Origin of the sequence: Pseudomonas sp. 2FG, assembly GCF_005502935.1 — a bacterium.
Taxonomy (GTDB): Bacteria; Pseudomonadota; Gammaproteobacteria; order Pseudomonadales; family Pseudomonadaceae; genus Aquipseudomonas.
The window spans coordinates 152,950-178,990 of sequence record NZ_SCMP01000009.1 but is presented as its reverse complement, the minus strand read 5'-3'; the positions used below and the strand labels follow the sequence as shown (position 1 = coordinate 178,990).

Below are 26,041 nucleotides of genomic sequence, written 5' to 3'. Positions count from 1 at the left end.
TCACTGAGCCATGCCGGACGGGCTGTTGGACAACACCAGCGCCGCGGTCACCAGCAGGTTGATCAAGGTCAGTGGCAGGCAGAACTTCCAGCTGAAGGCCATCACCTGGTCATAGCGTGGGCGCGGAATAGAGGCGCGCAACAGGATGAACAGCATGATGAAGAAGCCGGTTTTGAGCGCGAACCAGATGAACGGAATCGATGGCAGGAGACCGAACGGGCCATGCCAGCCACCGAAGAACAAGGTCACCAGCAGCGCCGAGATCAGCACTATGCCGATGTACTCGCCGACGAAGAACATGCCCCATTTCATCCCGGCATATTCGATGTGATAGCCGTCGGCCAATTCCTGTTCTGCTTCCGGCTGGTCGAAGGGGTGACGGTGAGTCACCGCCACGCCAGCGATGAAGAAGGTACAGAAGCCGAAGAACTGCGGAATGATGAACCACAGGTTCTGCGCCTGGTAGTCGACTATGTCGCGCATGTTGAACGAGCCAGCCTGCGCCACTATGCCCATCAGCGCCAGGCCCATGAAGACCTCGTACGACAGAGTCTGGGCCGAGGCGCGCAGGGCGCCGAGCAGGGCGAACTTGTTGTTGCTCGACCAACCGGCGAACAGCACGGCGTACACCGACAGGCCGGCCATGGCGAAGAAGAACAGCAAGCCGATGTTCAGGTCCGCGACACCCCAGGTCGGGGTGATCGGGATGATCGCGAAGGAGATCAACAAGGCGCTCATGGCCACCACCGGTGCCAGGGTGAAGATCACCTTGTCGGCGAACGGCGGTGTCCAGTCTTCCTTGAAGAACATCTTGACCATGTCGGCGGCGATCTGAAACATGCCGAACGGCCCGACCCGGTTCGGGCCGTAGCGATCCTGCCAGAGTGCCAGCAAACGGCGTTCGACCCAGCTCAACAGCGCGCCACAGATCACCACCGTGAGCAGGATCACGATGGCGCGGATCACCGCCAGGATCACGTCGATCACTTCGGGAGTCAGCCAATTCATCATTGTGCGGCCTCCTGCAGGGAGTCGGCGGATTTACCGGCGAGTGCCGATGGAATACCAGCCAGGCCAACCGGCAAGGCCACCAGACCGGCGCTCAGCTCTGCGCTGATACGCAGCGGCAGTCGCAGCGGCTGCCCGGCCACGTTCAGGCTGAGCATGGCACCGTCATTCACCCCCAGGCGATCCGCTTCGGATTTAGCCAGGGCGACATACGGCTGGGGAATGCGCTCTTGCACCGGCGCGGCGCGGGAGGAGTTCTCTTCGCTGCCGAACAGGTGATAGAACGGCACCACTTGCCAGGTGCCCGGAGCTGGATTGAAGGGCTGCGGAGCGCTGGCAAACCAGGATAGGCCGTCGCCTTTCGGTTCGATCAGGCGTGCGCCCGGATCACCGGCACGCAGATGGCCGCCGACTTCGGCCTGGAATTTGTTCCAGGCTTGCGGCGAGTTCCAACCTGGCGACCAGGCGAAGGGAATCTGCTGACGCGGCTCGGCGGAACCCGAATAGCCTTCCATGGAGAAGGCGAACGCGGTGTCTTTGTCCTGCGAGGCACGCGGCTCATGCACGTTGATATCGGCACGCATGGCGGTACGACCGCTGTAACGCAGCGGCTCACGAGCGAGTTTCATGCCCTTGATGCGGAACGAGGCGCTGGGTGCCGCATTGCGGATGCCGGCCAGGAGCGCCGTGCTCGCCGCGGTGGCTTCCGTCACGTGGTCGAGCAGCGTCCAGTCCACCGGCTGATCCAGCAAGGTGCTGCGCAGGGCATGCAGCCAGCGCCAGCCTTCGTGAACCATGACTTTGTCGTCGTAGAAGGTCGGATCGTAGACCTGGAAGAAACGCTGAGCGCGGCCTTCCTGGCTGACCAGGGTGCCGTCGCCCTCGGCGAAACTAGCGGCTGGCAGAATCAAGTGTGCACGGGCAGTGGTGGCGGTTTGCTGATGGTCAGCGACTATCACGACTTTGGCGGCCTGCAAGGCCGCATCGACCACGGCAGCATCGGCGCGGGTGTAGAGATCGTTTTCCAGCACCACCACGGCGTCGGCCTGACCGGAGATCAGCGCGTGCAGCGCAGCGTCGGCCGAGTCGCCACCCAGCTCCTTATTAGTCAGCATGACGAGGCCAAGGCTGTTGGCTTCGGCCACCACCAGGCTGAGGGAGCCATTCTTCTCGCGCAGTTTGAGCGCCTTGGCGATGTTCGCCGCCGACTCGATCAAGGCTTTATTGCCCAGCGAGGTGCCGGCGATGATCAGCGGACGCTTGGCCGCGAGCAGGGCCGCAGCGATGCGCTGAGCCAGCTCGGCCGCTTCCGGGTCGAGGTTGGCCACGGCCGGTGCGCTGGCATCCAGCGCGTGAGCTACGGCGAAACCGATGCGGGCCAGATCGTCCGGCGCGGCATGCACGCATTCCGCGGCCACGTCGTCCAGCTTGGTTTCCGCCAGGCTGGCGATAAACAGCGGGTTTAACTCGTGCTGGGCGATGGTCTTCACCGCGGCGTCCAGCCAGGGCTGGAGCTTCATCGCGGCGGCCATTTCGACGCCCTTGCCTTTGACCGTCTGGCGCAGGGCCAGGGCCATGCGCGCGGCGGTCTGGGTCAAGTCTTCGCCGAGCACGAATACCGCATCGTGCTCTTCGATTTCGCGCATCGTTGGAATCGGCAGCGGGCTGTCCTGCAGCACTTGCAGCACCAGGCGCAGGTTATCCAGTTCAGTGGCGCCGATGCCGGAGTAGAAGTGCTCGGTACCGACCAGCTCGCGCAGGGCGAAGTTGCTTTCCAGGCTGGCGCGCGGCGAGCCGATGCCGACGATGTTGCGCCCGCGCAGCAGCTCGGCGGCCTTGTCCAGGGCGCCATCCAGGCTCAGTTGGACGTTGCTGCCTGCCAGTTGCGGCCGGCGTGGACGGTCTTCGCGGTTGACGTAGCCATAACCAAAGCGGCCGCGGTCGCAGAGGAAGTAGTGGTTGACCGAGCCGTTGTAGCGGTTCTCGATACGGCGGATCTCGCCGTAGCGTTCACCGGGGCTGATGTTGCAGCCGCTCGAGCAGCCATGACAGATGCTTGGGGCGAACTGCATGTCCCACTTGCGGTTGTAGCGCTCGGAGTGGGTCTTGTCGGTGAACACACCGGTCGGGCAGACCTCGGTGAGGTTGCCGGAGAATTCGCTTTCCAGGGTGCCGTCTTCGACGCGGCCGAAGTAGACGTTGTCGTGGGCGCCAAACACCCCGAGGTCGGTACCGCCGGCGTAGTCCTTGTAGAAGCGCACGCAGCGGTAGCAGGCGATGCAGCGGTTCATCTCGTGGCCGATAAACGGCCCCAATTCTTGATTTTGATGGGTGCGCTTGCTGAAGCGATAACGGCGCTCGTTGTGGCCGGTCATCACCGTCATGTCTTGCAGGTGGCAGTGACCGCCTTCCTCGCACACCGGGCAGTCGTGCGGGTGGTTGGTCATCAGCCATTCGACGACGCTGGCGCGGAACTGCTTGGCTTCCTCGTCGTCGATGGAAATCCAGCTGTTATCGGTGGCCGGCGTCATGCAGGACATGACCAGACGTCCGCGTTTATCGTTCTCGTCGCTGTACTGCTTCACCGCACACTGGCGGCAGGCGCCGACGCTACCGAGCGCCGGATGCCAGCAGAAGTAGGGGATGTCGAGGCCGAGCGAGAGACAAGCCTGTAGCAGGTTGTCCGCACCGTCGACTTCGAGCGCTTTGCCGTCTACGTGGATAGTGGCCATATTCAAGTTTCTTCGTTGGCCCGCTTGTGGCGGACTTGGCTAATAGAATCACGGTTTGACTCGGGGCCAGCATTCACTGGCCGCCGCTTCATAAAGCCTTACGCGCTGACCACCTGGGCCGGCACGGCCGGACTGCTCTGACGGGCGATACCCGCTTCGAACTCCGGACGGAAATATTTGATGGCGCTGCCCAGCGGCTCCACGGCGCCCGGTGCATGCGCACAGAAGGTCTTGCCTGGGCCGAGGAAGTTGACCAGTTGCTCCAAGGTTTCGAGGTCGCCGGGTTGCCCTTGGCCAGTCTCCAGTGCTCGCAGCACCTTGACGCTCCACGGTAAACCGTCGCGGCAAGGAGTGCAGAAGCCGCAGGATTCGCGGGAGAAGAACTCTTCCATGTTGCGCAGCAAGGAAACCATGTTGACGCTTTCGTCCACCGCCATGGCCAGACCTGTGCCCATTCGGGTGCCGACTTTGGCGATACCCGCGGCATACATCGGTGCGTCCAGGTGCTCCGGCAACAGGAAGCCGGTACCGGCGCCACCTGGCTGCCAGGCTTTCAGCTTGAAGCCATCGCGCATGCCGCCGGCGTAGTCCTCGAACAGTTCGCGAGCCGGCACGCCAAACGGCAGTTCCCACAGGCCGGGGTTCTTCACCTTGCCGGAGAAACCCATCAGCTTGGTGCCCATGTCTTCACTGCCAGGGCGAGCCAGGGATTTGTACCAGTCGACGCCGTTACCGACGATCGCCGGCACGTTGCACAGGGTCTCGACGTTGTTCACGCAGGTCGGCTTGCCCCACACGCCAACGGCAGCCGGGAAGGGCGGCTTGGAGCGGGGGTTGGCGCGACGGCCTTCGAGGGAGTTGATCAGTGCGGTTTCTTCACCGCAGATGTAACGCCCGGCACCGGTGTGGACGAACAGCTCGAAATCGAAACCGCTGCCGAGGATGTTCTTGCCGAGCAGGCCGGCGGCCTTGGCTTCCTCGACGGCGCGATTGAGGTTGGTTGCCGCGTCGACGTACTCGCCCCGCAGGAAGATGTAGCCACGATAGGCTTTCAGCGCGCGAGCACTGATCAGCATGCCTTCGATCAGCAGGTGCGGTAGCTGTTCCATCAGCATGCGGTCTTTCCAGGTGTTCGGTTCCATCTCATCCGCGTTGCACAGCAGGTAGCGGATGTTCAGGGATTCGTCCTTGGGCATCAGCCCCCACTTCACGCCCGTGGGGAAGCCGGCGCCGCCCCGACCCTTGAGGCCGGAGTCCTTGACGGTCTGGACGATCTCGTCCTGGGACATCTGGGCGAAGGCTTTGCGTGCGGCGGCGTAGCCGTCCTTGGCCTGGTATTCGTCGAGCCAGACCGGCTGGGCATCGTCGCGCAGACGCCAGGTCAGCGGATGGGTTTCGGCTGTGCGGGTGATCAGGTTGGCTGGGCCGAAGGACGTCAGGCGGGTAGTCGAAGCGGACGTCATACGTAGGCCTCCAGCAGTTTGGCTACGCCATCGGGCTGTACGTCGCCGAAGGTGTGGTCGTCGATCATCAGTGCCGGAGCCTTGTCGCAGTTGCCCAGGCAGCACACCGGCAGCAGGGTGAAGCGGCCGTCTGCGGTGGTCTGGCCGAGGCCGATACCGAGTTGCTGCTGGATGCTGCTGACCACCGACTCATGGCCGCCGATGTAGCAGACCATGCTGTCGCAGACACGGATGATGTGGCGGCCGACGGGCTGACGGAAGATCTGGCTATAGAAGGTCGCCACGCCTTCGACGTCGCTGGCCGGGATGCCGATGACTTCGCCGATGGCGGCAATGGCGCCATCCGGTACCCAGCCGCGGGCTTTCTGCACGATTTTCAGCGCTTCGATGGAGGCCGCGCGCGAGTCTTCGTAGTGATGCAGTTCATGCTCGATGGCCGAACGCTCGGCATCGCTGAGGATAAAACGGTCGGTTTGAATCAGCGTGCTGTTCATAGTCTGGGGCATATCAGCGGTCCACGTCGGCCATAACGAAGTCGATACTGCCCAGGTAGGCGATCAAGTCCGCCACCATGCTGCCACGGATCACCGAAGGGATCTGTTGCAGATGCGGGAAGCTTGGGGTGCGAATCCGGGTGCGGTAGCTCATGGTGCCGCCGTCGCTCGTCAGGTAATAACTGTTGATGCCCTTGGTCGCCTCGATCATCTGGAAGCTTTCGTTGGCCGGCATCACCGGGCCCCACGAGACTTGCAGGAAGTGGGTGATCAGGGTCTCGATGTGCTGCAGCGTGCGCTCTTTCGGCGGCGGCGTGGTCAGCGGGTGGTCGGCCTTGTACGGACCTTCCGGCATGTTGCGCAGGCACTGGTCGATGATGCGGATGCTCTGGCGCATCTCTTCGACACGGACGATGCAGCGGTCATAGGCGTCGCCGTTCACCGCCAACGGAATTTCGAACTCGAAGTTCTCGTAGCCGGAGTAGGGGCGCGCCTTGCGCAGGTCGAAGTCCAGACCGGTGGAACGCAGGCCGGCGCCGGTGATGCCCCACTCCAGCGCTTCCTTGGTGTTGTACTGGGCGACGCCTACGGTGCGGCCTTTGAGAATACTGTTCTTCAGGGCGGCCTTCTCGTATTCGTCGAGGCGCTTGGGCAGCCAGTCGACGAAGTCCTTGACCAGCTTGTCCCAGCCGCGCGGCAGGTCGGCGGCGACCCCGCCGATGCGGTACCAGGCCGGGTGCAGACGGAAGCCGGTGATGGCCTCGATCACCGTGTAGGCGCGCTGGCGGTCGGTGAAGGTGAAGAACACCGGCGTCATGGCGCCGACGTCCTGGATATAAGTACCGAGGAACAGCAGGTGGCTGGTGATGCGGAAGAACTCGGCGAGCATCACGCGGATAAAGTCCACGCGGTCCGGCACCTTGATCCCGGCCAGCTTCTCCACCGCCAGCACGTAGGGCAGGTTGTTCATCACCCCGCCGAGGTAGTCGATCCGGTCGGTGTAAGGAATGAAACTGTGCCAGGACTGACGCTCGGCCATCTTCTCGGCACCACGGTGGTGGTAGCCGACTTCCGGTACGCAATCGACGATCTCTTCACCGTCCAACTGCAGGATGATACGGAAGGCACCATGGGCGGAAGGGTGGTTCGGGCCGAGGTTGAGGAACATGTAGTCCTCGTGCTCGCCGTGGCGCTTCATGCCCCAGTCTTCCGGTTTGAAGCGTGCGGCTTCTTCTTCCAGGTTCTGTTTGGCGACCGAGAGGCTGAACGGATCGAATTCGGTGGCGCGCGCCGGGTAGTCCTTGCGCAGCGGATGACCTTCCCAGGTCGGCGGCATCATGATCCGGGTCAGATGCGGGTGGCCGGCAAAGGTGATGCCGTACATGTCCCAGACTTCACGCTCGTACCAGTTGGCGTTGGGCCAGATGCGGGTGGCGGTGGGCAGGTTCAGGTCGCCCTCAGACAAGGCCACCTTGATCATTACGTCACTATTACGTTCGATCGACAGCAGGTGGTAGAACACACTGAAGTCGGCACCGGGAAGACCGCGGCGCTGGGTGCGCAGGCGCTCATCGACACCGTGCAGGTCGTACAGCATGACGTAAGGCTTGGGTAGCTGACGCAGGAAAGTCAGGACTTCGATGAGCCGTTCACGGGCAACCCAGAGTACCGGCATGCCGGTGCGGGTCGCCTGGACGGTGAAGGTCTCAGCGCCAAAGCGGGAATTCAATTCAACGACGACGTCTTGGTCGTCAGCCTTGTAAGGCGGGATGTACAGAGCGGTGTCTGCAGTCATGGTCTCGGTCGCTTTCAGTCAACGTAAAGAGTGAATCTGGCTTTCTTTTGGAAAGAACGAGATCACACTTCGTCGGGGCTGCGCAGGTTGGTAACCTGAATACGCTGTTCGCGGCGCGCATCCTTTTGCGACGGCATGTCGGCGCGGTACACGCCTTGATCGCCGACGACCCAGGAAAGTGGGCGACGCTCCTGGCCAATCGATTCCTGCAACAACATCAAGGCTTGCAGAAAGGCTTCAGGGCGTGGAGGGCAGCCAGGCACATAGACGTCCACTGGGAGGAATTTATCGACCCCCTGGACTACCGAGTAAATATCGTACATGCCGCCTGAGTTGGCGCACGAACCCATGGAAATCACCCATTTGGGTTCGAGCATCTGCTCATAGAGGCGCTGGATGATCGGCGCCATCTTGATGAAGCAGGTGCCGGCAATCACCATGAAGTCAGCCTGGCGCGGCGATGCACGAATCACTTCGGCACCAAAGCGGGCGATGTCATGGGGTGCGGTGAAGGCGGTGGTCATCTCCACATAGCAGCAGGACAGGCCGAAGTTGTACGGCCACAGAGAGTTTTTACGCCCCCAGTTGACCGTCGAATTCAGCACGTCTTGCAGTTTGCCCATGTAGATGTTGCGGTGGACCTGGCCTTCTAGCGGGTCGGGAACTGTCTCCCGCTCGCCGATCGGATACTGCTCGTTAGGCGCATCCGGGTCGATCCTGGTGAGTTTGTATTGCATCGCCAAAGCCTCATTGTTTTAGCTTCGCCTGCCGCTTGCGGCGACCTTCGGGAGCCCAATCGAGCGCCCCGATACGCCAAAGGTAGACAAGACCTGCCAACAGAATTGCTATAAAAATTGCAGCTTCGATAAAGCCGGCCCAAGCGCTTTCGCGAACGGACACCGACCAGGCGAAGAGAAAGAGGGCTTCAACGTCGAAGATCACGAAGAGCATCGCGACCAGATAGAATTTTGCCGACAGGCGCAGACGAGCGCTGCCAGTGGGGAGCATCCCGGATTCGAAGGGCTCGTTTTTGCTGCGCCCCCAGGCCTTGCTGCCAAGCAGGCTGGATACGCCGAGCATAAAGGCACACAGGCCCACGACACCCAACAGGAAAATAGCGAAGCCCCAGTTGTGGGACATAGTGACGACAGCTTCAGCAGGCATGCCGGTACTCCTTAGACAAGGAACGGCGAATTCATTTAAAGGTGGAAGTTGCGGGTAGCTAATGCTTAGCCGGCAATCTATTCCTCTAATTTTATGCGTGTCTGCCTCAGTAAGTAAATTTTTCCTTATAAAAAATTAACTTAGCGGCCAGGTTATGGCCTCTTTGTTCGGCTCTAGGCTAGAGAGGGCGGGCTTGTGCGGCAGTCTACGGCCTTGGGTTTTTATCCATGAGTTGTGAGCTTATGAAGAAGGCTTTTAATGAGGATAATATTCATTATCATTAATGGCCTTGAATATCTTGCTGCAGGTCTCGAGTTGCTGGCTTATATCCGCGTTGCAAGTAGATGTTCTGGCTTGGCGCTGAGCCTTTGCCCTTAATCAGGCAAAACCACCCTGTGGCCAACCGTGGCGGGCGTGATCACTCCTATGTCGCGATCAAATGAAAGGCCAGGGTTGTGTAGGGGAAAAGTGACCGACCAGGGCTGGCCGGTCACGTGCGCCTGGCATTTCGGCCAGTCTGTTAGAGCAGGCGGCGGTTGTCCTCGCGGGTGATGATTACCGTTGCTGAGCGTGGTCGTTTGCCTGGGCCGTCCGGCCAGGTGCTGAGCAGGTTATTGGCGGTCGAACCTTCACCGGGGTGCTGGATGTTGATGAACAGCGTGCGGAAGTCCGGAGTGGCGGCAATGCCGGTAATTTCGGCACCTAGTGGGCCGACCAGAAAACGCTTTATCTCGCCACTTTTGGGGTCGGCCACCAGCATCTGGTTATTGCCGAAGGGGCCGGTGCTCAACTGGCTGCCGCTCATGTCGGTTTGAATCCACAGTCGGCCCTCATCGTCAAACCAGAGGCCGTCTGGGCTGGCGAGGATGTTCGAGGCATCCAGTGGCGTACCCTTTGGTCCGCGGCTGTCGCTTTGCGGGCCGGCGAGCAAGAACAGGCCCCAGTTGAAGCGCTGGCCGGCATGGTCGCGGGATTGTTCCCGCCAGCGAATGATCTGCCCGTAGGCGTTGGCTGGGCGTGGGTTGGCGGCGTCTGGCGCGGTGCGGGCGGTGTTGTTGGTCAGGGTGAAGTAGACTTCACCGGTATCCGGATTCACGGCTCCCCATTCCGGACGATCCATCTTGGTCGCGCCGAGGATATCGGCGGCCAGACGGGTGTTGATCAAGACTTCGCCCTGGTCGGCGAAACTCACGCCGGCGCTGACGCAGGCGGCCTGGAAGGCGGCATCGGCGATGTCCAGCGGCAGCCATTCGCCGCTGCTATCGGCGTTGAAGCGCGCCACATAGAGCGTGCCCTCATCCAGCAGGCGGCCATCGCTGCGGCCGGGACGATATTTGTCGCGGCTGACGTACTTGTAGATGTATTCGTTCTGCGAGTCGTCGCCGGAGTAGCAGACTACGGGCTTGCCCGGTTTCACCGGGGCGAAGATCAACCCCTCATGGGCGAAACGACCCAGGGCGGTGTGCTTGACGGGTAGCGAGTCGGGGTTGAAGGGGTCGATCTCTACTATCCAGCCGAAGTGATTCGGTTCGTTGCGATAATCGCCGCTGGCCTCGGCGGCCTTGCGGGTGGCGTCGAAGCGTTCGAATTCGTCGCCCGGGAGGGTGTCCCAGCCGAAGCGACTGCTGTTGCGCAGGCCATAGCGCTTCAGCTCGCGCGGCAAGTCGGTGTCACGGCTGGCGAAGTAACCGGCCCAGTTTTCCTCGCAGGTCAGGTAGGTGCCCCAAGGGGTGAAGCCGTTCGAGCAGTTGTTCTGGGTACCGCGGGCGGCCGTGCCGTCCGGGCTGTGGCGGGTCTTGAGCAGGGCATGACCGCGCGCCGGGCCGCTGATCTGCATCGGCGTGGCGGCGGTGATGCGGCGGTTGCGTGCGCTGGGCAGCACTTCCCAGTCGCCGCGTACATTGCGGCGGATTTCCACCACCGAGACGCCGTGAGCGTTGATTTCCTTGCGGACTTCCTCGGCATTGACGCGCTTGCCGTTCACCACGGTCGGGCCGTTCGGATGCAGCAGCGGTGCGTCCACGTATTCATGGTTGAGCACCAGCAGGCCGTGATCAGAGCGGTGCCCGTGGCCGTAGCTGCGCTGGGCGTCGATGGGGAAGAAGTGCATGCCGTCGTGGTGCATGCCGGTTTGTTCCGCCTGGTCCTGGGCGCTGTTGCTGGCGTCCTCGAGGAACGCCGGATAGTGGCCGGTGATCGGTGTGCCCCAGGGAATAAAAGCGCTGACCTTGTAACCTTGCGGCACCGTGATGCTGTCGGCGCGGGTTACCGCTACGGGAGTGAAAGGCAAGCGGCTACGGCGCTTGAAAGGAAGACCTAAGGCTGCGCTGGCTGGCTCTGCGGCCTGTGCCGCATCCGGTAGGGCGACGCCGAGGAAGGCCAGTGCACCGAGCGCGGCGCCACCGGCTAGTACCTGGCGACGACCGAGGTCGGCGATCAGCTCGTTGATATGTGGGTTGCTGGAGTGGTTGCTGGGTAACTCATCACCGTTACCAAACAGCGCGGTGTCTTTGTTGTCAGGGCTCAAGATTCGGCTCCTCAGGGCTAATCGACGGCCTTGACGCTAACGATGGAAAGCGACGAAGTAATGACAGTGGCTGTGCGTTTCCGCAGAAAAAGAAAAACCGCAACTGCCAGGCACAAAAAAGGCGAGCCGAGGCTCGCCTTTTTCTGACACCTCAAGCCGAAGCTTGATGAATCGATCCAAACTGGTTCAGAAACGAATCAGTGGAACTGGTTCATGGTGTTGTCTTTACCGCTGGCCTTCAGAGCCGCTTCGCCAGCGAAGTACTCTTTGTGGTTGTCGCCCAGGTCGGAACCAGCCATGTTCTGGTGCTTCACGCAAGCGATGCCCTGACGCAGCTCTTGACGCTGAACGCCTTTCACGTAGGCCAGCATGCCCTGGTCTGCGAAGTACCCTTTGGCCAGGTTGTCGGTGGACAGCGCGGCGGTGTGGTAGGTCGGCAGGGTGATCAGGTGGTGGAAGATGCCCGCTTCGCGGGAACCATCGCGCTGGAAGGTACGGATCATTTCGTCAGCACGAACAGCCAGTTCGGTTTCGTCGTAGTCGATGCTCATCAGCTTGGCGCGGTCGTAGGCAGAAACGTCTTTGCCTTCGCCAACCATGATGTCAAACATTTGCTGACGGAAGTTCAGGGTCCAGTTGAAGGACGGGCTGTTGTTGTACACCAGCTTGGCGTTCGGGATCACTTTGCGGATCTCGTTAACCATGGCGGCGATCTGGCCAACGTGCGGCTTCTCGGTTTCGATCCATAGCAGGTCGGCACCGTTCTGCAGCGAAGTGATGCAGTCCAATACGCAGCGCGCTTCACCGGTGCCGGCGCGGAACTGGAACAGGTTGCTCGGCAGACGCTTCGGACGCAGCAGTTTGCCGCCACGGTTGATCACGACGTCGCCATTGCCCAGGTCGGCAGCGGACACTTCTTCGCAATCCAGGAACGAGTTGTACTGGTCGCCCAGGTCGCCCGGCTGCTTGGTCACGGCGATTTGCTTGGTCAGGCCGGCACCCAGGGAATCGGTACGGGCAACGATCACGCCGTCGTCAACACCCAGCTCGAGGAACGCGTAACGAACAGCGTTGATCTTGGCCAGGAAGTCTTCGTGCGGAACGGTCACTTTGCCGTCTTGGTGGCCGCACTGCTTCTCGTCGGAAACCTGGTTTTCGATCTGGATGCAGCAAGCACCCGCTTCGATCATCTTCTTAGCCAGCAGGTAGGTGGCTTCCGGGTTACCGAAACCAGCGTCGATGTCGGCGATGATCGGTACTACGTGAGTTTCGAAGTTGTCGACCTGAGCCTGGATTTCAGCGGCTTTGGCGTTGTCGCCAGCGGCGCGGGCGGCGTCCAGTGCGGTGAACAGCAGGTCCAGTTCGCGAGCGTCAGCTTGACGCAGGAAGGTGTACAGCTCTTCGATCAGGCCGGAAACGGCAGTTTTCTCGTGCATGGACTGGTCGGGCAGCGGGCCGAAGTCGGAACGCAGCGCGGCAACCATCCAGCCGGACAGGTAGAGGTAGCGCTTGTCGGTGGTCTTCAGGTGCTTCTTGATGGAAATCATCTTCTGCTGACCGATGAAGCCGTGCCAGCAGCCCAGGGACTGGGTGTACACAGAAGTGTCGGCATCGTACTCAGCCATGTCTTTGCGCATGATGGCTGCAGTGTACTTGGCGATATCCAGACCGGTTTTGAAGCGGTTCTGAGCGCGCATACGAGCGACGGACTCAGGGTTGATAGCGCTCCAGCTGCTGCCTGCGACTTCTTTCAGGGCGGCAACTGCTTTGATGTCGTTTTGATAAGCTGACATGGTCAATCCTTCAAAGTTGATGATTCGTTGAGCACGAAACTTCCCGCCCAAAACCTAAGTGCAGAAAAGTTTTGTCGCGGGCGGTATACCGCAGACGCCGAAATATCGACTGAGACGAGATTGAAACCAGGGAGGGGGGTGAAGAGACGAACAGTTCGATGACGACAGCTGCTGTGGATGACCGGAGTCACTTGACGCTTGCCGGCTCGTGGATGCCGTTGGGCGACTCAGTAGGCTGAATCTGTCTATCTGGCTGATACGCTAAAACGCTTCCCCGTCCCTCAGGACAACTTCGTTCCAGTCGCAATCTCGTCGAACTGCCTTGTGGGCGGTAAAACACGAATCGGCTCTACGGTAAGTAGAGCGCGACCCGGAGGCCCATGCTAGGGCCCCTGATTAGCGGGAGCAGGGCAATGATGCCCTCAGCAAACAGCTTCGTCAAACGTTTTGTAGTGCTTTTTTTTCACTACTACATAATGTCGAAAGGTGACTGTACGGTCAGGTGCGGGGTGTCGCTAATCCAAGGCTTCGACCTTCAGCCGTAGGGTCATGTCTTCGCGATCTTGGGTCGAACGATGCTGTAGAAACCCGCTCCGATCGGCCTGTGAGTCCTCGTTGACGCCACCAATGGTGATCCATTCGCCGAGGCGGCCGGTGACCCGGGTATCGGTGCTTTGCACGTTGATCGCGCCGGGCTGGGTTTGGCTGAGGCGGTCATTGTTGTTGCTGATGCTGACGTGCACCAGATCACCGGTCAGGCTGGCGGTGACGTAAAAGCCACGAGTGACATCGCGGTATTCGGTGTTGCTGTAGACGCGCCCGTAAGGGTCGCTAGTGGTAGTGGTCAGCGGCACGCTTTGGCCGACCTGAATCAGCGCCGGATAGCCCTCGGTGACCTGTACCTGCTGGGTGCCGCCGCCACGGCTCTGGGTGCTGCGGCGAATGATGCGGACCTGGTCGCGGCCGTTGATTTCGCCTTGGCCGGCCTGGATGTCTACACCGCCGGCGCTGGCCGAGCCATTGACGGCATAGCCGCGGTCATTCTGGTAGTTCGACTCGCTGGTATCGACGCTGATCAGCAGTCGCCGAGGCTGGGTATCCAATTGCTGGAGCAGGTCCCGCACCTCCTGGATCTTTGCCGCTGGTGCGTTGACGACCAGTTGGTTGCCATAGGCGCTGACCCGGCCTTCATTGCCGAGTACCGACTGCACCACGGACAAAACCTCTTCGGCGCTGCGGTAGCTCAGTGCAATGACCTCGGTCGCGGCCAGCAGCGGCAGGCTGAAGGCAAACAGCAGGGCGGCGAGTAGGGCGCGTGGGGTCATAGCAGAAAGCTCTGTAGATCGGGGTCGGTGACGCTGGTGTCCCAGGCTTGGTCGAATTGCGTTTGGCGCAGGCGGACGCGAGCGGGGTCATGGTAGAGCGCGTAGCCGGCGTATTGGCCGAGTTCTGGGAGCAGTAGCAGGCCGTTGCCGTCAGCCAGCAGGAAGGCGATCTCTTCGCTTGGGTGGCCCGGGTGCAGCTTGCGGATCTGCAGGCTGCTGGGTAGCCGGCGGGCAAGTTGCAGCAAGCGGTGGCCTTCTTTCACGGCGCGAGTGGAATCGCGCAAAAGGATGCGCAGACGGTTTTTCGGGTGCGCGAGGAGAAAGTGTGCGCAGGCTTCCTGCACGCTGCTGTGGTGGTAGAGCCAGGGCTCGAGATCGGCACTGTAGAGGCACAGGCTGCGCTGGGCCTGTTGAAATAGCGCCAGGGCATGGGCGCGGGCTTCTGTCGGCTGGCTAAAGCGTTCCAGTGACTGGTGGCTGCCGAGGATGAAGGGGGCGGGCTCCCAGCGCTCGGCCTCAGGCGACGCCGCTTGCGGGTTATGCACAGTAAAACGCCCCGCTGACTGGAACTCGATGGCCGGCAGCTCTGCTGGTTCGGCGTCGTTTTCAGGTGACGGGGCGTTTTCGTCGTTCATCGTGACCTCAGCTGCTGTGGCGCACCATGTCCACATGGGGAATGCCGGCGTCGAGAAATTCGCCACTGACAATGGCAAAGCCTAGACGCTCATAGAAGGGTGAGGCGTGCACTTGGGCACTGAGCATTTGCTGTTTCAGGCCGCGGCGTTCGGCCTCGGCAATCACGGCATTCATCAATGCATCGCCAACCTTCAAGCCGCGCCAGTCTTTCAGGACCGAGACTCGGCCGATGTGGCCGTCCGGCAGCAGGCGCGCCGCGCCTATGGCATAGTCGCCATCCAGCGCCAGAAAGTGTACGGCGCTGGCATCTTCGGCATCCCACTCGAGCTCCGGTGGTACGGCTTGTTCGGCGATAAACACCGTTTCACGGATGCGGCGCAGATCGGCATTGTCCTTCTGCCAGTTGGCAACCCGCACGTGGATTTGACTACTCATCGGCAAACTCCAGACTTCCTTGTTTGACTAATTCCACCAACAGATTACGCCCCTCGTCGTCGGCCAGCCATTGCCCGAGGTTGTCGATATGCAAGGCTTCGGCGGCGCAGATCAGCTTGAGCAGCTCTCGCAGGCTGGCCGACAAGAGGCGGCTCTGGCCGCTGGCGAACAGCACCAGGTCCTCACCCACTTCGGACCAGGCCAAGCGAGCGCTGGGGTTGCGCACCAGGACGGCGCCATCTTCCAGGCTGCCGAGCAGTTCTTCTTCGCTCAGCTCAGTGCCGGCGACCAGCTCGGGATAGCGCGGTTCGGTCATGAACTGGCCAAACCAGGTCATCAGCAGGCGCTCATCGCCCATGTGTTCGGCGAGCAGGGCCTTCAGGCGATCCAGCGAGTCGCGTTGAATCTGGTGTGGGTCGCTGGTCGGCGCGGCGCCGGCATCGCTGTAGCGTTCTTCATCGGGCAAGAACTGGCCGAGGAAATCGGTGAAATGGGTCAGTACTTCGGCGGCGCTAGGTGCGCGGAAGCCCACGGAGTAAGTCATGCAGTCGTCCTCGGCAGTGCCGTAGTGAGCCAAACGTGGCGGCAGATAGAGCATGTCGCCGGGCTCCAACACCCATTCGTCGGTCTGTTCAAAGTTGGCCAGGATGCGCAGATCGGCGTGCGCCAGCAGCGGACTGTCGGCATCGCACATCTGGCCGATTTTCCAGCGCCGTTGTCCTTGGCCCTGAAGCAGAAATACGTCGTAGTTGTCGAAATGCGGGCCGACGCCGCCGCCGGGCGTGGCGAAGCTGATCATCACATCGTCGATGCGCCAGCTCGGCAGAAAGCGAAAATGCTGCAGCAACTCGGCAACGTCCGGCACAAACTGGTCGACCGCTTGCACCAGCAGGGTCCAGTCGCGCTCGGGCAGGGTCTTGAAGTCGTCTTCGTTGAAGGGGCCGCGACGCAACTCCCAGGGGCGCTCGCCGTGTTCGATGACCAGGCGCGATTCGACTTCCTCCTCCAGGGACAGGCCGGCCAGCTCGTCTGCGGAAATCGGGCTTTCAAAGTCCGGCAGCGCTTGGCGAATCAGCAGCGGCTTCTTCTGCCAGTAGTCGCGCAGGAACTCGCGCGCGGTGATGCCACCTAGAAGTTGAAGAGGAATATCAGGATTCATGTCTAAGCCCTTGAAATAGATCTAAGCCCTTAAATAAAAACGCCCGGCACAGCCGGGCGTGCACAAGGGCGGTAGCGGTCAGATACGCTTGGCCTGAGCCGCGGCATTGCCCGCGTAGCCGGCAGGAGTCAGCGCTCTGAGTTGCACCTTGGCTGCGGCTGGAATGGCCAGGCCGTCGATGAAGCTTTGCAGGGCTTCGGCGCTGATGCCTTTGCCGCGGGTCAATTCTTTGAGCTTCTCGTAGGCGTTTTCCACGCCGTAGCGGCGCATCACGGTCTGGATCGGCTCGGCCAGTACTTCCCAGCAGGCGTCCAAGTCATCAGCAATGCGTTGAGCATTGAGCTCCAACTTGCTGATTCCTTTGAGGCTGGCTTCGTAAGCGATGACGCTGTGGGCGAAACCGACGCCGAGGTTGCGCAGCACGGTGGAGTCGGTCAGGTCGCGCTGCCAGCGCGAGATCGGCAGCTTGCTGGCCAGGTGCTGGAGCAGTGCGTTGGCGATACCCAGGTTGCCTTCGGAGTTCTCGAAGTCGATCGGGTTGACCTTGTGCGGCATGGTCGACGAGCCGATCTCGCCGGCGATGGTGCGCTGCTTGAAATAGCCGAGGGAGATGTAGCCCCAGATATCGCGGTCGAAGTCGATCAGGATGGTGTTGAAGCGGGCTACCGCGTCGAACAGCTCGGCGATGTAGTCGTGCGGCTCGATCTGCGTGGTGTAGGGGTTGAAGCCCAGGCCCAACTCCTGTTCGATGAATTCGCGGGCGTTGGCTTCCCAGTCGACGTCCGGGTAGGCCGACAGGTGCGCGTTGTAGTTGCCGACGGCGCCATTGATCTTGCCCAGCAGCGGTACGCCGGCGACCTGAGCGATTTGCCGCTCCAGGCGATAGACGACGTTGGCCAGCTCTTTGCCGAGGGTGGTCGGCGAGGCCGGCTGGCCGTGGGTGCGCGACAGCATCGGCACCTCGGCGAAGCGCACGGCCAGCTCACGGATCGAATTTGCAATCTGACGCATCAGTGGCAGCAGTACGCTGTCGCGGCCTTCACGCAGCATCAGGGCGTGGGACAGGTTGTTGATGTCCTCGCTGGTGCAGGCGAAGTGAATGAATTCGCTGACGTTGGCCAGTTCCGGCAGCTTCGCCGCTTGTTCCTTGAGCAGGTATTCCACGGCTTTGACGTCGTGGTTGGTGGTGCGCTCGATTTCCTTGACGCGCGCGGCGTGCTCCAGTTGGAAGTCTTCGGCCAGCGTGTTGAGCAGGGCGTTGGCTTCGGCGGAGAAGGGCGCGACTTCCGGGATGCCGGCATGCGCGGCCAGGCGTTGCAGCCAACGGACTTCGACCATGACGCGAAAACGGATTAGGCCGTATTCGCTGAAGATTGGGCGCAGAGCGCTGGTTTTGCTGGCGTAGCGGCCATCAACGGGGGATACCGCGGTGAGCGAGGAGAGCTGCATGGGGCGTTCTCGGACAGTCGGGCGACGAAAAGGGGCGCGAATTATACATGAAAAAAGGCTCAGACTTGTGCTGGCCGATCAGCGTCAGGCGCGTCGTCGAGGGAGCGCTAGCAGGCTAGCGGTAAAAATCAGGCTGGCGCCGAGCAACGAGGTCAGATCCGGCGTTTCGCCCCAGCGTAGCCAGGCGATGATTCCGGCGAAGACGATGGCCAGGTAGGCAAAGGGTCCAATCAGGCCTGGTGGCGCCAGGCCGTAGGCTTTCGACATGATGATCTGGCTGGTGGTGGCGAGTAGCCCGATGATCAGCAGCAGCCATAGGTCATGGGGCTGCAAGGGTTGCCAGGACCAGGTCAGCGGAAGTGCGGAGATCAGGGCGCTGAACAACGAAAAGTAGAACACGATGCGAAAGGCGGGTTCGGTGTCGCTCATCTCGCGGATCGAGACAAAAGCGAGCGCGGCCAGAATGCTTGCGGCGATACCGATCAGCGCCTGGCTGTCGAGCAGCGCTGCGGAAGGTTTTGCCACCAGCAGGACGCCGAGCAAACCGATGCCGGTGGTCAGTAGCATGCGCTTGGTTAACGGTTCTTTCAGCCACCACCAGGCGATCAACGGGGTAAATACCGGGGCCGAGTAGGTGAAGAGCATGGCGTCTGCCAACGGTAGATGGGCGATGGCATAGAAGAAGCAGTACATCGCCGCGAGGCCGTAGCCGGTGCGCCACAGATGCGACTTCAGGCGTTGGGTCTTCAGTGGGCGAATTCCGCGAAACAGGATCAGCGGCAGGAAGAACAGCACGCCGATCAGGTTGCGGAAGAACACCACTGACTCGTTGTTGACGCTGCTGGAGACTTCACGGATGCCGACGCCCATCAAGGAAAACAGCAACGCCGACAGCGCCAGTAGCGCAGCGCCCTGTGCGGGCTTGACCGCGCGGCCGGCGATTGGGCTGGCCATGCGTCAGCCGCGCAGCAGTGGATAGAGGTCTTTGAGTAGCTTGCGTCGGCTGAAAACCAGCTGCCAGCGATGACCACCGAGCTGGCGCCACAGGCGTGCGGAGCGGATGCCGGCGAGCAGCAACGCGCGAATTTTCGAGGCGTTGCTTGGTTGTTGCAGGTTGCGCATGTCGCCATGTACCTGAATGCGCTGACGGAAGGTGCTTAATGTGTCTTGGTAGAGGCCGCCGCTAGCGGCGATGACGTTCTCGTGCACCAGGCCGAAATGCTGCACCTGTTGTTGGATCTGATCGAGACGGCTGCCGATAATCTGTAGCAGGTCATCGCGCTTGGCTAATTGTCGCTCGAGGCCGAGCATTGCCAGGGCGTAACGCAGTGGTCCGCGCTGCAGGCTGGCGGGGTCACGCTCCAGGGCGCTGATCAGTGCGCGGTAGCCATTACGCAGGTTGAGATCGTCGCCACCATAGACCTCCAGGGTGTCCTTTGGGTCGCGCACCATCAGGCTGCCCAGCATGCAGCCGAGCGAGGCCTCGCTGATCTGGCCGGTGCGAGCAATCTGGTCCACCAGAAAGGCGGCTTCGAACACGCCGCCGAGGGCGACCAGTTGTTCCTGTGTCGGCGTCATGCGCGCTTATCCTTACTGCTCCAGGGCTCGGCGGTTTCGATCACGCCGCCACCGAGGCAGATTTCGCCGTCGTAGAACACCACGGACTGACCGGGTGTAACGGCGCGTTGGGGCATGGCAAATACGGCGCGATAGCCGTTCGCGGTTCTTTCCAGCGTACAGGCCTGATCGCCTTGCCTGTAGCGCACCTTGGCCGTCAGCTGGCGGGGGTTGCTCAAGTCGAGGGGGTTGACCCAGTAGATTTCCGAACACAGCAGCGCGCTGGAGAACAGCCACGGATGCTCGTTGCCTTGACCGACGATCAGCACGTTACGCTCGAGATCCTTGATCAGCACATACCAGGGCTCTTCGCCGGCGTCCTTGAGGCCGCCGATGCCGAGGCCCTGGCGCTGGCCTATGGTGTGGTACATCAAGCCGTGGTGGCGACCGATGACTTCGCCTTCGGTGGTCTCGATGTTGCCGGGCTGGGCCGGTAGGTATTGCTTGAGGAAGTCGCTGAAGCGGCGCTCACCGATAAAGCAGATGCCGGTGGAGTCCTTCTTCTTCGCGGTGGCCAACTCGTGCTTCTCGGCGATGGCGCGGACTGCGGGCTTCTCCAGCTCGCCGACTGGGAACAGGGTCTTGGCGAGCTGCTCGCCACCGACCGCGTGCAGGAAGTAACTTTGGTCCTTGTTCGGGTCGAGTCCTTTGAGCAGTTCGGTACGGCCGTCGATATCGCGGCGGCGCACATAGTGACCGGTGGCGATCAGGTCGGCGCCGAGTATCAGGGCGTAATCGAGGAAGGCCTTGAACTTGATCTCGCGGTTACACAGGATGTCCGGGTTCGGCGTGCGTCCGGCCTTGTATTCGGCGAGGAAGTGTTCGAACACATTGTCCCAGTATTCGGCGGCGAAGTTGGCGGTGTGCAGCTTGATACCAATCTTGTCGCAGACGGCCTGGGCGTCGGCCATATCGTCCATGGCGGTGCAGTAGTCGGTGCCGTCGTCCTCTTCCCAGTTCTTCATGAACAGGCCTTCCACCTGATAACCCTGCTCCAGGAGCAGAAGGGCGGAAACGGAAGAGTCGACGCCGCCGGACATGCCGACGATCACGCGCTTTTGAGTTGAATCACGCATAGGGATTTAGACGAGTGACTTCGAGAAAACGCAATTCTATCAGGCGAGGTCGTCAAGCGGCGATCTAAGCCGAACCGCGCAGCAGCGTGAGCGGGAAGCATTCGCCAGTCAGGTAGTCGTCGATACAGCGCAACACCAGCTCGCTGCGCCAGCGCTCCGGCTGGGCGGCGAGTTCTGCACGGGTCAGCCAGCGTGGGCCGATGATGCCGTCATCCAGCGGATGCTCGGGGTGCTGCTGCAGCGGCCGCCCGGCGAAGCAAATGCGCTGGTAGGTCACGCCATTGCTCGGGGCGGTGTACAGGTAGATGCCGGTCACCGCCGTCAGCTCTATGTCCCAACCGGTTTCTTCGAGGGTTTCGCGCAGGGCCGCCTGCATCAGACTTTCGTCGGCTTCCAAGTGGCCGGCAGGCTGATTAAATACAGCGCGGCCGTTGGCCATTTCCTCTACCAGCAGAAAGCGCCCTTGATCTTCGACCACTGTCGCGACAGTGACGTGGGGGGTGAAGCGCATGCGAAGCTCCTAAAAAAACGGTGTGCAATGTTAACGAGAGCGCTGGCGAACGGCGAGAAAAAGGCAATCCAGGGCTGAGCTGCTAGGATGAATTGCGCCCTTCGCGAAGGGCTTGTGTAGCGTTTTTGTAGTTTGACTACAAGACTGCACTGAGGGCCGGTTTGATGCGGCCTGTGGTGGGTATTCACTCCGCCAGAATATGGAAAAGTGCGTGACTTTCTGTAGAAAAACTACAAGAATGGCCCGCCTTTCCGAGACCCATAAAGATCGATCCGGCGCGCCATCCGCGCGGCGGGATGTCAGACCACGAGAGCAACGGAGTCCAGCATGGGATACCAAAAGATCCAGGTGCCAGCAACCGGTGACAAAATCACCGTAAATGCCGATATGTCCCTGAACGTACCGAACAATCCGATCATCCCTTACATCGAGGGTGACGGCATTGGCGTTGATATCAGCCCAGTCATGATCAAAGTGGTAGATGCTGCAGTGAGCAAGGCTTACGGCGGCAAGCGCAAGATCTCCTGGATGGAAGTCTACGCCGGCGAGAAGGCTACCCAGGTTTACGATCAAGACACTTGGTTGCCAAAGGAAACTCTGGAGGCCGTCCGCGATTACGTGGTGTCCATCAAGGGCCCGCTGACCACGCCTGTTGGCGGTGGTATTCGTTCGTTGAACGTGGCTCTGCGCCAAGAACTCGACCTGTACGTTTGCCTGCGCCCGGTGCGTTGGTTCACCGGCGTGCCCAGCCCGGTCAAGAAGCCGCAAGACGTCGACATGACCATCTTCCGCGAGAACTCTGAAGATATTTACGCCGGCATCGAGTGGAAAGCCGGTTCGCCGGAAGCGGAAAAGGTCATCAAGTTCCTCAAGGAGGAAATGGGCGTCAAGAAGATCCGCTTCGATACGGATTGCGGTATCGGCATCAAGCCGGTGTCCAAACAGGGCACCCAGCGTCTGGTCCGCAAGGCGCTGCAGTATGTGGTCGATAACAATCGCGACTCGCTGACCATCGTGCACAAAGGCAACATCATGAAGTTCACCGAAGGTGCCTTCAAGGATTGGGGCTACGAAATCGCCAAGAACGAATTTGGCGCGGAGTTGCTGGATGGCGGACCTTGGATGCAGTTCAAGAACCCGAACACCGGCAAGAACATCGTAGTCAAGGACGCCATCGCCGACGCCATGCTGCAGCAGATTCTGCTGCGTCCGGCTGAATACGATGTGATCGCTACCCTGAACCTCAACGGTGACTACCTCTCCGACGCTCTGGCGGCCGAAGTGGGCGGTATCGGCATCGCTCCGGGTGCCAACCTGTCCGACAATATCGCGATGTTCGAAGCCACCCACGGCACCGCACCGAAGTACGCAGGCAAAGACCAGGTGAACCCGGGTTCGCTGATCCTTTCCGCGGAAATGATGCTGCGCCACATGGGTTGGCTCGAAGCTGCCGACCTGATCATCAAGGGCGTCAATGGCGCGATCTCGGCCAAGACCGTGACTTACGACTTCGAGCGTTTGATGGAAGGCGCCAAGCTGCAGTCTTGCTCGCAGTTCGGCGATGCCATGATCTCTCACATGTGAGCTGATTAGCGGCAACGAAAAAGGCCGGTCATTTGACCGGCCTTTTTTATGTTTTTGAGCTCTACCTGAGGTCAGGCTTCAGTCGTGGTGCCTTGTGACTGGCTGACAGCGGTAGGGATTTCAGTCGATAGCGAGATCGAACAGATATTGACGGCGTGTAGCCCCTTGGGGCCCTGAATAATATCGAAGCTTACCGGTTGGCCAGCTTTAAGCGTCTTATAGCCGTCCATCTGGATAGCCGAGTAGTGGGCGAACAGGTCCTCATCTCGGCCGTCAGCCAGGATAAATCCATAGCCCTTGGCGTTGTTGAACCACTTGACCTTACCGCTAAGCATGCTGATATCCCTCTGCAAAGAACCCCATCACTGGGGTATCATCCATTTCGACTCCGCGCGCGAATCAACCGATTTTGGCGAGGGCGCGGAACCCCTAAATACCCGATAATGGGTATCTTCTGTTTGTAACACCGTTTTGCTGATAGTCAAGGCAATGCTGTGACCGCCTGAGAAGTCGGTCAAAATCTGTCTAGCATCCCAGTCATTCAACTACGAACCTTTCATTACCAGCATGCGTGTAAGTAGCCAGATTCGACTAACATTCAATCAGGATCATCCTGCATCACATGAGGATGAATCCACTGGCTTGGCTGTGCAGGAAGCCAAGCCGGCGCTGCAGGCGCCACCTATGTATAAGGTGGTTTTGTTTAACGATGACTACACGCCAATGGATTTCGTGGTCGAAGTGCTCGAGGTGTTTTTCAACCTGAATCGGGAACTGGCGACCAAGATCATGCTGACCGTCCACACAGAGGGGCGTGCAGTGTGCGGAGTGTTTACCCGCGATATCGCCGAGACCAAGGCTATGCAGGTCAACCAATACGCGAGAGAAAGCCAGCATCCACTACTCTGTGAGATCGAGAAGGACGGTTAATTCCGACTGCTTGGGTATGAGGTGAAGCTATGTTAAATCGAGAGCTCGAAGTCACCCTCAATCTGGCCTTCAAGGAGGCCCGTACCAAGCGCCATGAGTTCATGACGGTTGAGCACCTTCTGTTGGCGCTATTGGACAACGAAGCCGCTGCCAGTGTCCTGCGCGCTTGCGGCGCCAACCTGGATAAGCTGCGGCATGATCTGCAGGAATTCATCGACTCCACCACGCCATTGATTCCTCAGCATGACGAGGAGCGCGAAACTCAGCCAACACTGGGCTTTCAGCGCGTACTGCAGCGCGCGGTTTTCCATGTGCAGAGTTCAGGCAAGCGCGAAGTAACCGGCGCCAATGTATTGGTGGCGATCTTTAGCGAGCAGGAGAGCCAGGCCGTATTCCTGCTCAAGCAGCAAAGTGTTGCCCGTATCGATGTGGTCAACTTCATCGCGCACGGTATCTCCAAAGTTCCAGGGCATGCCGACCATTCGGAAAGCGATCAGGAATTGCAGGATGATGAGGGTGGCGAGTCTTCCTCCTCAAGCAATCCGCTGGATGCCTACGCCAGCAACCTGAATGAGCTGGCGCGCCTGGGCCGTATAGATCCTCTGGTCGGGCGTGAGCTGGAGGTCGAGCGCGTCGCGCAGATTCTCGCGCGGCGGCGTAAGAATAATCCGCTGTTGGTGGGCGAGGCGGGTGTCGGTAAGACGGCCATCGCCGAAGGCCTGGCTAAGCGCATCGTCGACAACCAAGTGCCGGATCTGTTGGCGGACAGCGTGGTGTATTCCCTTGATCTCGGCGCTTTATTGGCCGGCACCAAGTATCGCGGTGACTTCGAGAAGCGTTTCAAGGCCTTGCTCAACGAATTGCGCAAACGGCCGCATGCGATTCTGTTCATCGATGAGATTCACACCATCATCGGTGCTGGAGCGGCGTCTGGCGGCGTGATGGATGCGTCCAATCTGCTCAAGCCGATGTTGTCTTCCGGGGAAATCCGTTGCATCGGTTCGACTACGTTCCAAGAGTTTCGCGGAATCTTCGAGAAGGACCGCGCGCTGGCGCGGCGCTTCCAGAAAGTGGATGTGACCGAGCCGTCGGTGGAAGACACCATTGGCATCCTCCGTGGTCTCAAGGCCCGTTTTGAGCAGCATCACAGCATCGAGTACAGCGATGAGTCGCTGCGAGCCGCGGCTGAACTGGCATCGCGCTATATCAACGATCGCCATATGCCGGACAAGGCTATCGACGTGATCGATGAGGCGGGCGCCTATCAGCGTCTACAGCCGTTAGAGAGACGGGTTAAACGCATCGAAGTGGCGCATGTGGAGGATATAGTCGCGAAAATCGCCCGTATTCCACCTAAGCATGTCACCAGCTCGGATAAGGAGTTGCTGCGTAATCTGGAGCGCGACCTCAAGTTGACGGTGTTCGGCCAGGATGCTGCGATCGACTCGCTGTCCACGGCTATCAAGTTGTCCCGCGCGGGGTTGAAGTCACCGGACAAGCCGGTGGGTTCGTTCCTCTTCGCCGGTCCTACGGGCGTGGGCAAGACAGAGGCTGCTCGGCAGTTGGCCAAGGCGATGGGGATCGAGTTGGTGCGTTTCGACATGTCCGAGTACATGGAGCGCCATACGGTGTCGCGCCTGATCGGTGCGCCGCCTGGCTATGTCGGATTCGATCAGGGCGGTTTGCTGACCGAGGCCATCACCAAGATGCCGCATTGCGTGCTGCTCCTGGATGAGATCGAGAAGGCGCATCCGGAGGTCTTTAACTTGCTGTTGCAAGTGATGGATCACGGCACCCTCACCGACAACAACGGACGCAAGGCGGATTTTCGCAACGTCATCGTGATCATGACCACCAATGCTGGTGCGGAAACTGCGGCGCGAGCCTCTATTGGTTTTACTCATCAGGATCACTCCACGGATGCCATGGAGGTGATCAAGAAGAGTTTTTCGCCGGAGTTCCGTAACCGCCTGGACACCATTATCCAGTTTGGTCGCCTGAGTCACGAAGTGATTAAGAGCGTGGTCGACAAGTTCCTCACCGAGTTGCAGGCGCAACTGGAGGATAAGCACGTCACGCTTGAGGTCAGTGATGCGGCGCGCAGTTGGCTGGCGGCTGGCGGCTATGATGCGCAGATGGGCGCTCGACCAATGGCTCGCCTGATTCAGGATAAGATCAAGCGTCCACTAGCCGAGGAAATTCTCTTCGGCGAATTGGCTGAGCATGGCGGTGTCGTGCACATCGATGTGAAGGACGGCGAACTGACTTTCGACTTCGAGACCACGGCTGAACTGGCGTAGCCATTAACTAGCAAGAAATGAAAACGCCCGGCAATTGCCGGGC

At 60.4% G+C, this 26,041-nt stretch carries 22 protein-coding genes; 3 read left to right on the top strand and 19 right to left on the bottom strand.

What is annotated here, in order from left to right; translation table 11 throughout:
* From nuoH to FFS13_RS11420, 18 genes are all read right to left on the bottom strand, one after another.
* The gene (nuoH, locus tag FFS13_RS11505) at positions 1–1,008 is read right to left on the bottom strand and encodes an NADH-quinone oxidoreductase subunit NuoH (RefSeq protein ID WP_137819250.1); all 1,008 of its coding nucleotides are present in this window, start codon (positions 1,006–1,008) and stop codon (positions 1–3) included.
* Positions 1,008–3,740, bottom strand: coding sequence for an NADH-quinone oxidoreductase subunit NuoG (gene nuoG, locus FFS13_RS11500; protein ID WP_137819228.1), 2,733 nt, complete (start codon positions 3,738–3,740; stop codon positions 1,008–1,010). The genes nuoH and nuoG overlap by 1 nt, the downstream gene beginning before the upstream one ends.
* Positions 3,741–3,838: 98 nt before the next feature.
* The gene (gene nuoF, locus FFS13_RS11495; RefSeq protein ID WP_137819227.1) at positions 3,839–5,203 is read right to left on the bottom strand and encodes an NADH-quinone oxidoreductase subunit NuoF; all 1,365 of its coding nucleotides are present in this window, start codon (positions 5,201–5,203) and stop codon (positions 3,839–3,841) included.
* Entirely contained in the window at positions 5,200–5,697 is a 498-nt protein-coding gene (gene nuoE, locus FFS13_RS11490) for an NADH-quinone oxidoreductase subunit NuoE (RefSeq protein WP_137819249.1), read from the bottom strand. Before nuoE ends, nuoF begins: the two co-directional genes overlap by 4 nt.
* A gap of 13 nt (positions 5,698–5,710) precedes the next feature.
* Complete coding sequence (nuoC, locus tag FFS13_RS11485) at positions 5,711–7,492, bottom strand: NADH-quinone oxidoreductase subunit C/D (protein WP_137819226.1); 1,782 nt, start codon at positions 7,490–7,492, stop codon at positions 5,711–5,713.
* A gap of 62 nt (positions 7,493–7,554) precedes the next feature.
* Positions 7,555–8,229 (bottom strand): NADH-quinone oxidoreductase subunit B family protein, encoded by a 675-nt coding sequence (locus FFS13_RS11480; RefSeq protein ID WP_119952130.1) that lies wholly within the window; start codon positions 8,227–8,229, stop codon positions 7,555–7,557.
* Positions 8,230–8,239: 10 nt separating this feature from the next.
* On the bottom strand, positions 8,240–8,632 hold the full coding sequence (locus tag FFS13_RS11475; RefSeq protein WP_371922952.1) for an NADH-quinone oxidoreductase subunit A: 393 nt from the start codon (positions 8,630–8,632) through the stop codon (positions 8,240–8,242).
* A 544-nt stretch (positions 8,633–9,176) separates the two neighbouring features.
* Positions 9,177–11,183: a PhoX family phosphatase gene (locus tag FFS13_RS11470; protein WP_137819224.1), complete on the bottom strand. Its 2,007-nt coding sequence runs from the start codon at positions 11,181–11,183 to the stop codon at positions 9,177–9,179.
* A gap of 197 nt (positions 11,184–11,380) precedes the next feature.
* Positions 11,381–12,976 (bottom strand): isocitrate lyase, encoded by a 1,596-nt coding sequence (locus tag FFS13_RS11465; protein ID WP_137819223.1) that lies wholly within the window; start codon positions 12,974–12,976, stop codon positions 11,381–11,383.
* A 515-nt stretch (positions 12,977–13,491) separates the two neighbouring features.
* A complete protein-coding gene (locus tag FFS13_RS11460) occupies positions 13,492–14,301 on the bottom strand; it encodes a secretin N-terminal domain-containing protein (protein ID WP_137819222.1) in 810 nt (269 codons plus the stop codon).
* Entirely contained in the window at positions 14,298–14,936 is a 639-nt protein-coding gene (locus tag FFS13_RS11455; protein WP_137819221.1) for a histone acetyltransferase HPA2, read from the bottom strand. The genes FFS13_RS11460 and FFS13_RS11455 overlap by 4 nt, the downstream gene beginning before the upstream one ends.
* Before the next feature lie 7 nt (positions 14,937–14,943).
* Positions 14,944–15,372 carry a GNAT family N-acetyltransferase gene (locus tag FFS13_RS11450; protein ID WP_137819220.1) on the bottom strand — a complete coding sequence of 143 codons (429 nt, stop codon included), beginning with the start codon at positions 15,370–15,372 and terminating at the stop codon, positions 14,944–14,946.
* Positions 15,365–16,531, bottom strand: a complete 1,167-nt coding sequence (locus FFS13_RS11445) for a cupin domain-containing protein (protein ID WP_137819219.1) — start codon at positions 16,529–16,531, stop codon at positions 15,365–15,367. The genes FFS13_RS11450 and FFS13_RS11445 overlap by 8 nt, the downstream gene beginning before the upstream one ends.
* 78 nt (positions 16,532–16,609) lie before the next feature.
* Complete coding sequence (purB, locus tag FFS13_RS11440) at positions 16,610–17,980, bottom strand: adenylosuccinate lyase (RefSeq protein ID WP_137819218.1); 1,371 nt, start codon at positions 17,978–17,980, stop codon at positions 16,610–16,612.
* A gap of 84 nt (positions 17,981–18,064) precedes the next feature.
* Positions 18,065–18,934, bottom strand: coding sequence for a DMT family transporter (locus tag FFS13_RS11435; protein WP_137819217.1), 870 nt, complete (start codon positions 18,932–18,934; stop codon positions 18,065–18,067).
* A gap of 3 nt (positions 18,935–18,937) precedes the next feature.
* Positions 18,938–19,558, bottom strand: coding sequence for a high frequency lysogenization protein HflD (gene hflD / locus FFS13_RS11430; protein ID WP_137819216.1), 621 nt, complete (start codon positions 19,556–19,558; stop codon positions 18,938–18,940).
* Positions 19,555–20,673, bottom strand: a complete 1,119-nt coding sequence (gene mnmA, locus FFS13_RS11425) for a tRNA 2-thiouridine(34) synthase MnmA (RefSeq protein WP_137819215.1) — start codon at positions 20,671–20,673, stop codon at positions 19,555–19,557. The genes hflD and mnmA overlap by 4 nt, the downstream gene beginning before the upstream one ends.
* Before the next feature lie 64 nt (positions 20,674–20,737).
* On the bottom strand, positions 20,738–21,184 hold the full coding sequence (locus tag FFS13_RS11420) for an NUDIX hydrolase (protein WP_137819214.1): 447 nt from the start codon (positions 21,182–21,184) through the stop codon (positions 20,738–20,740).
* 327 nt (positions 21,185–21,511) lie between these two features.
* Between FFS13_RS11420 and icd the strand changes: the two genes are divergently transcribed.
* Positions 21,512–22,768, top strand: a complete 1,257-nt coding sequence (icd, locus tag FFS13_RS11415; protein WP_137819213.1) for an NADP-dependent isocitrate dehydrogenase — start codon at positions 21,512–21,514, stop codon at positions 22,766–22,768.
* Between the two features lie 71 nt (positions 22,769–22,839).
* On the opposite strand, the gene cspD is transcribed toward icd, so the two are convergent.
* Complete coding sequence (gene cspD, locus FFS13_RS11410; protein ID WP_137819212.1) at positions 22,840–23,103, bottom strand: cold shock domain-containing protein CspD; 264 nt, start codon at positions 23,101–23,103, stop codon at positions 22,840–22,842.
* A 232-nt stretch (positions 23,104–23,335) separates the two neighbouring features.
* Between cspD and clpS the strand changes: the two genes are divergently transcribed.
* The gene (gene clpS, locus FFS13_RS11405; protein ID WP_137819211.1) at positions 23,336–23,698 is read left to right on the top strand and encodes an ATP-dependent Clp protease adapter ClpS; all 363 of its coding nucleotides are present in this window, start codon (positions 23,336–23,338) and stop codon (positions 23,696–23,698) included.
* Between the two features lie 29 nt (positions 23,699–23,727).
* Positions 23,728–25,998, top strand: a complete 2,271-nt coding sequence (gene clpA, locus FFS13_RS11400) for an ATP-dependent Clp protease ATP-binding subunit ClpA (protein ID WP_137819210.1) — start codon at positions 23,728–23,730, stop codon at positions 25,996–25,998.
* Positions 25,999–26,041: the final 43 nt, after the last annotated feature.

Coding starts and splice junctions, on each gene's coding strand:
- nuoH (WP_137819250.1), bottom strand. CDS start 1,008: ATGAATTGGCTGACTCCCGAAGTGATCGACGTGATCCTGGCGGTGATC.
- nuoG (WP_137819228.1), bottom strand. CDS start 3,740: ATGGCCACTATCCACGTAGACGGCAAAGCGCTCGAAGTCGACGGTGCG.
- nuoF (WP_137819227.1), bottom strand. CDS start 5,203: ATGACGTCCGCTTCGACTACCCGCCTGACGTCCTTCGGCCCAGCCAAC.
- nuoE (WP_137819249.1), bottom strand. CDS start 5,697: ATGAACAGCACGCTGATTCAAACCGACCGTTTTATCCTCAGCGATGCC.
- nuoC (WP_137819226.1), bottom strand. CDS start 7,492: ATGACTGCAGACACCGCTCTGTACATCCCGCCTTACAAGGCTGACGAC.
- FFS13_RS11480 (WP_119952130.1), bottom strand. CDS start 8,229: ATGCAATACAAACTCACCAGGATCGACCCGGATGCGCCTAACGAGCAG.
- FFS13_RS11475 (WP_371922952.1), bottom strand. CDS start 8,632: ATGTCCCACAACTGGGGCTTCGCTATTTTCCTGTTGGGTGTCGTGGGC.
- FFS13_RS11465 (WP_137819223.1), bottom strand. CDS start 12,976: ATGTCAGCTTATCAAAACGACATCAAAGCAGTTGCCGCCCTGAAAGAA.
- FFS13_RS11460 (WP_137819222.1), bottom strand. CDS start 14,301: ATGACCCCACGCGCCCTACTCGCCGCCCTGCTGTTTGCCTTCAGCCTG.
- FFS13_RS11455 (WP_137819221.1), bottom strand. CDS start 14,936: ATGAACGACGAAAACGCCCCGTCACCTGAAAACGACGCCGAACCAGCA.
- FFS13_RS11450 (WP_137819220.1), bottom strand. CDS start 15,372: ATGAGTAGTCAAATCCACGTGCGGGTTGCCAACTGGCAGAAGGACAAT.
- FFS13_RS11445 (WP_137819219.1), bottom strand. CDS start 16,531: ATGAATCCTGATATTCCTCTTCAACTTCTAGGTGGCATCACCGCGCGC.
- purB (WP_137819218.1), bottom strand. CDS start 17,980: ATGCAGCTCTCCTCGCTCACCGCGGTATCCCCCGTTGATGGCCGCTAC.
- FFS13_RS11435 (WP_137819217.1), bottom strand. CDS start 18,934: ATGGCCAGCCCAATCGCCGGCCGCGCGGTCAAGCCCGCACAGGGCGCT.
- hflD (WP_137819216.1), bottom strand. CDS start 19,558: ATGACGCCGACACAGGAACAACTGGTCGCCCTCGGCGGCGTGTTCGAA.
- mnmA (WP_137819215.1), bottom strand. CDS start 20,673: ATGCGTGATTCAACTCAAAAGCGCGTGATCGTCGGCATGTCCGGCGGC.
- FFS13_RS11420 (WP_137819214.1), bottom strand. CDS start 21,184: ATGCGCTTCACCCCCCACGTCACTGTCGCGACAGTGGTCGAAGATCAA.
- icd (WP_137819213.1), top strand. CDS start 21,512: ATGGGATACCAAAAGATCCAGGTGCCAGCAACCGGTGACAAAATCACC.
- cspD (WP_137819212.1), bottom strand. CDS start 23,103: ATGCTTAGCGGTAAGGTCAAGTGGTTCAACAACGCCAAGGGCTATGGA.
- clpS (WP_137819211.1), top strand. CDS start 23,336: ATGCGTGTAAGTAGCCAGATTCGACTAACATTCAATCAGGATCATCCT.
- clpA (WP_137819210.1), top strand. CDS start 23,728: ATGTTAAATCGAGAGCTCGAAGTCACCCTCAATCTGGCCTTCAAGGAG.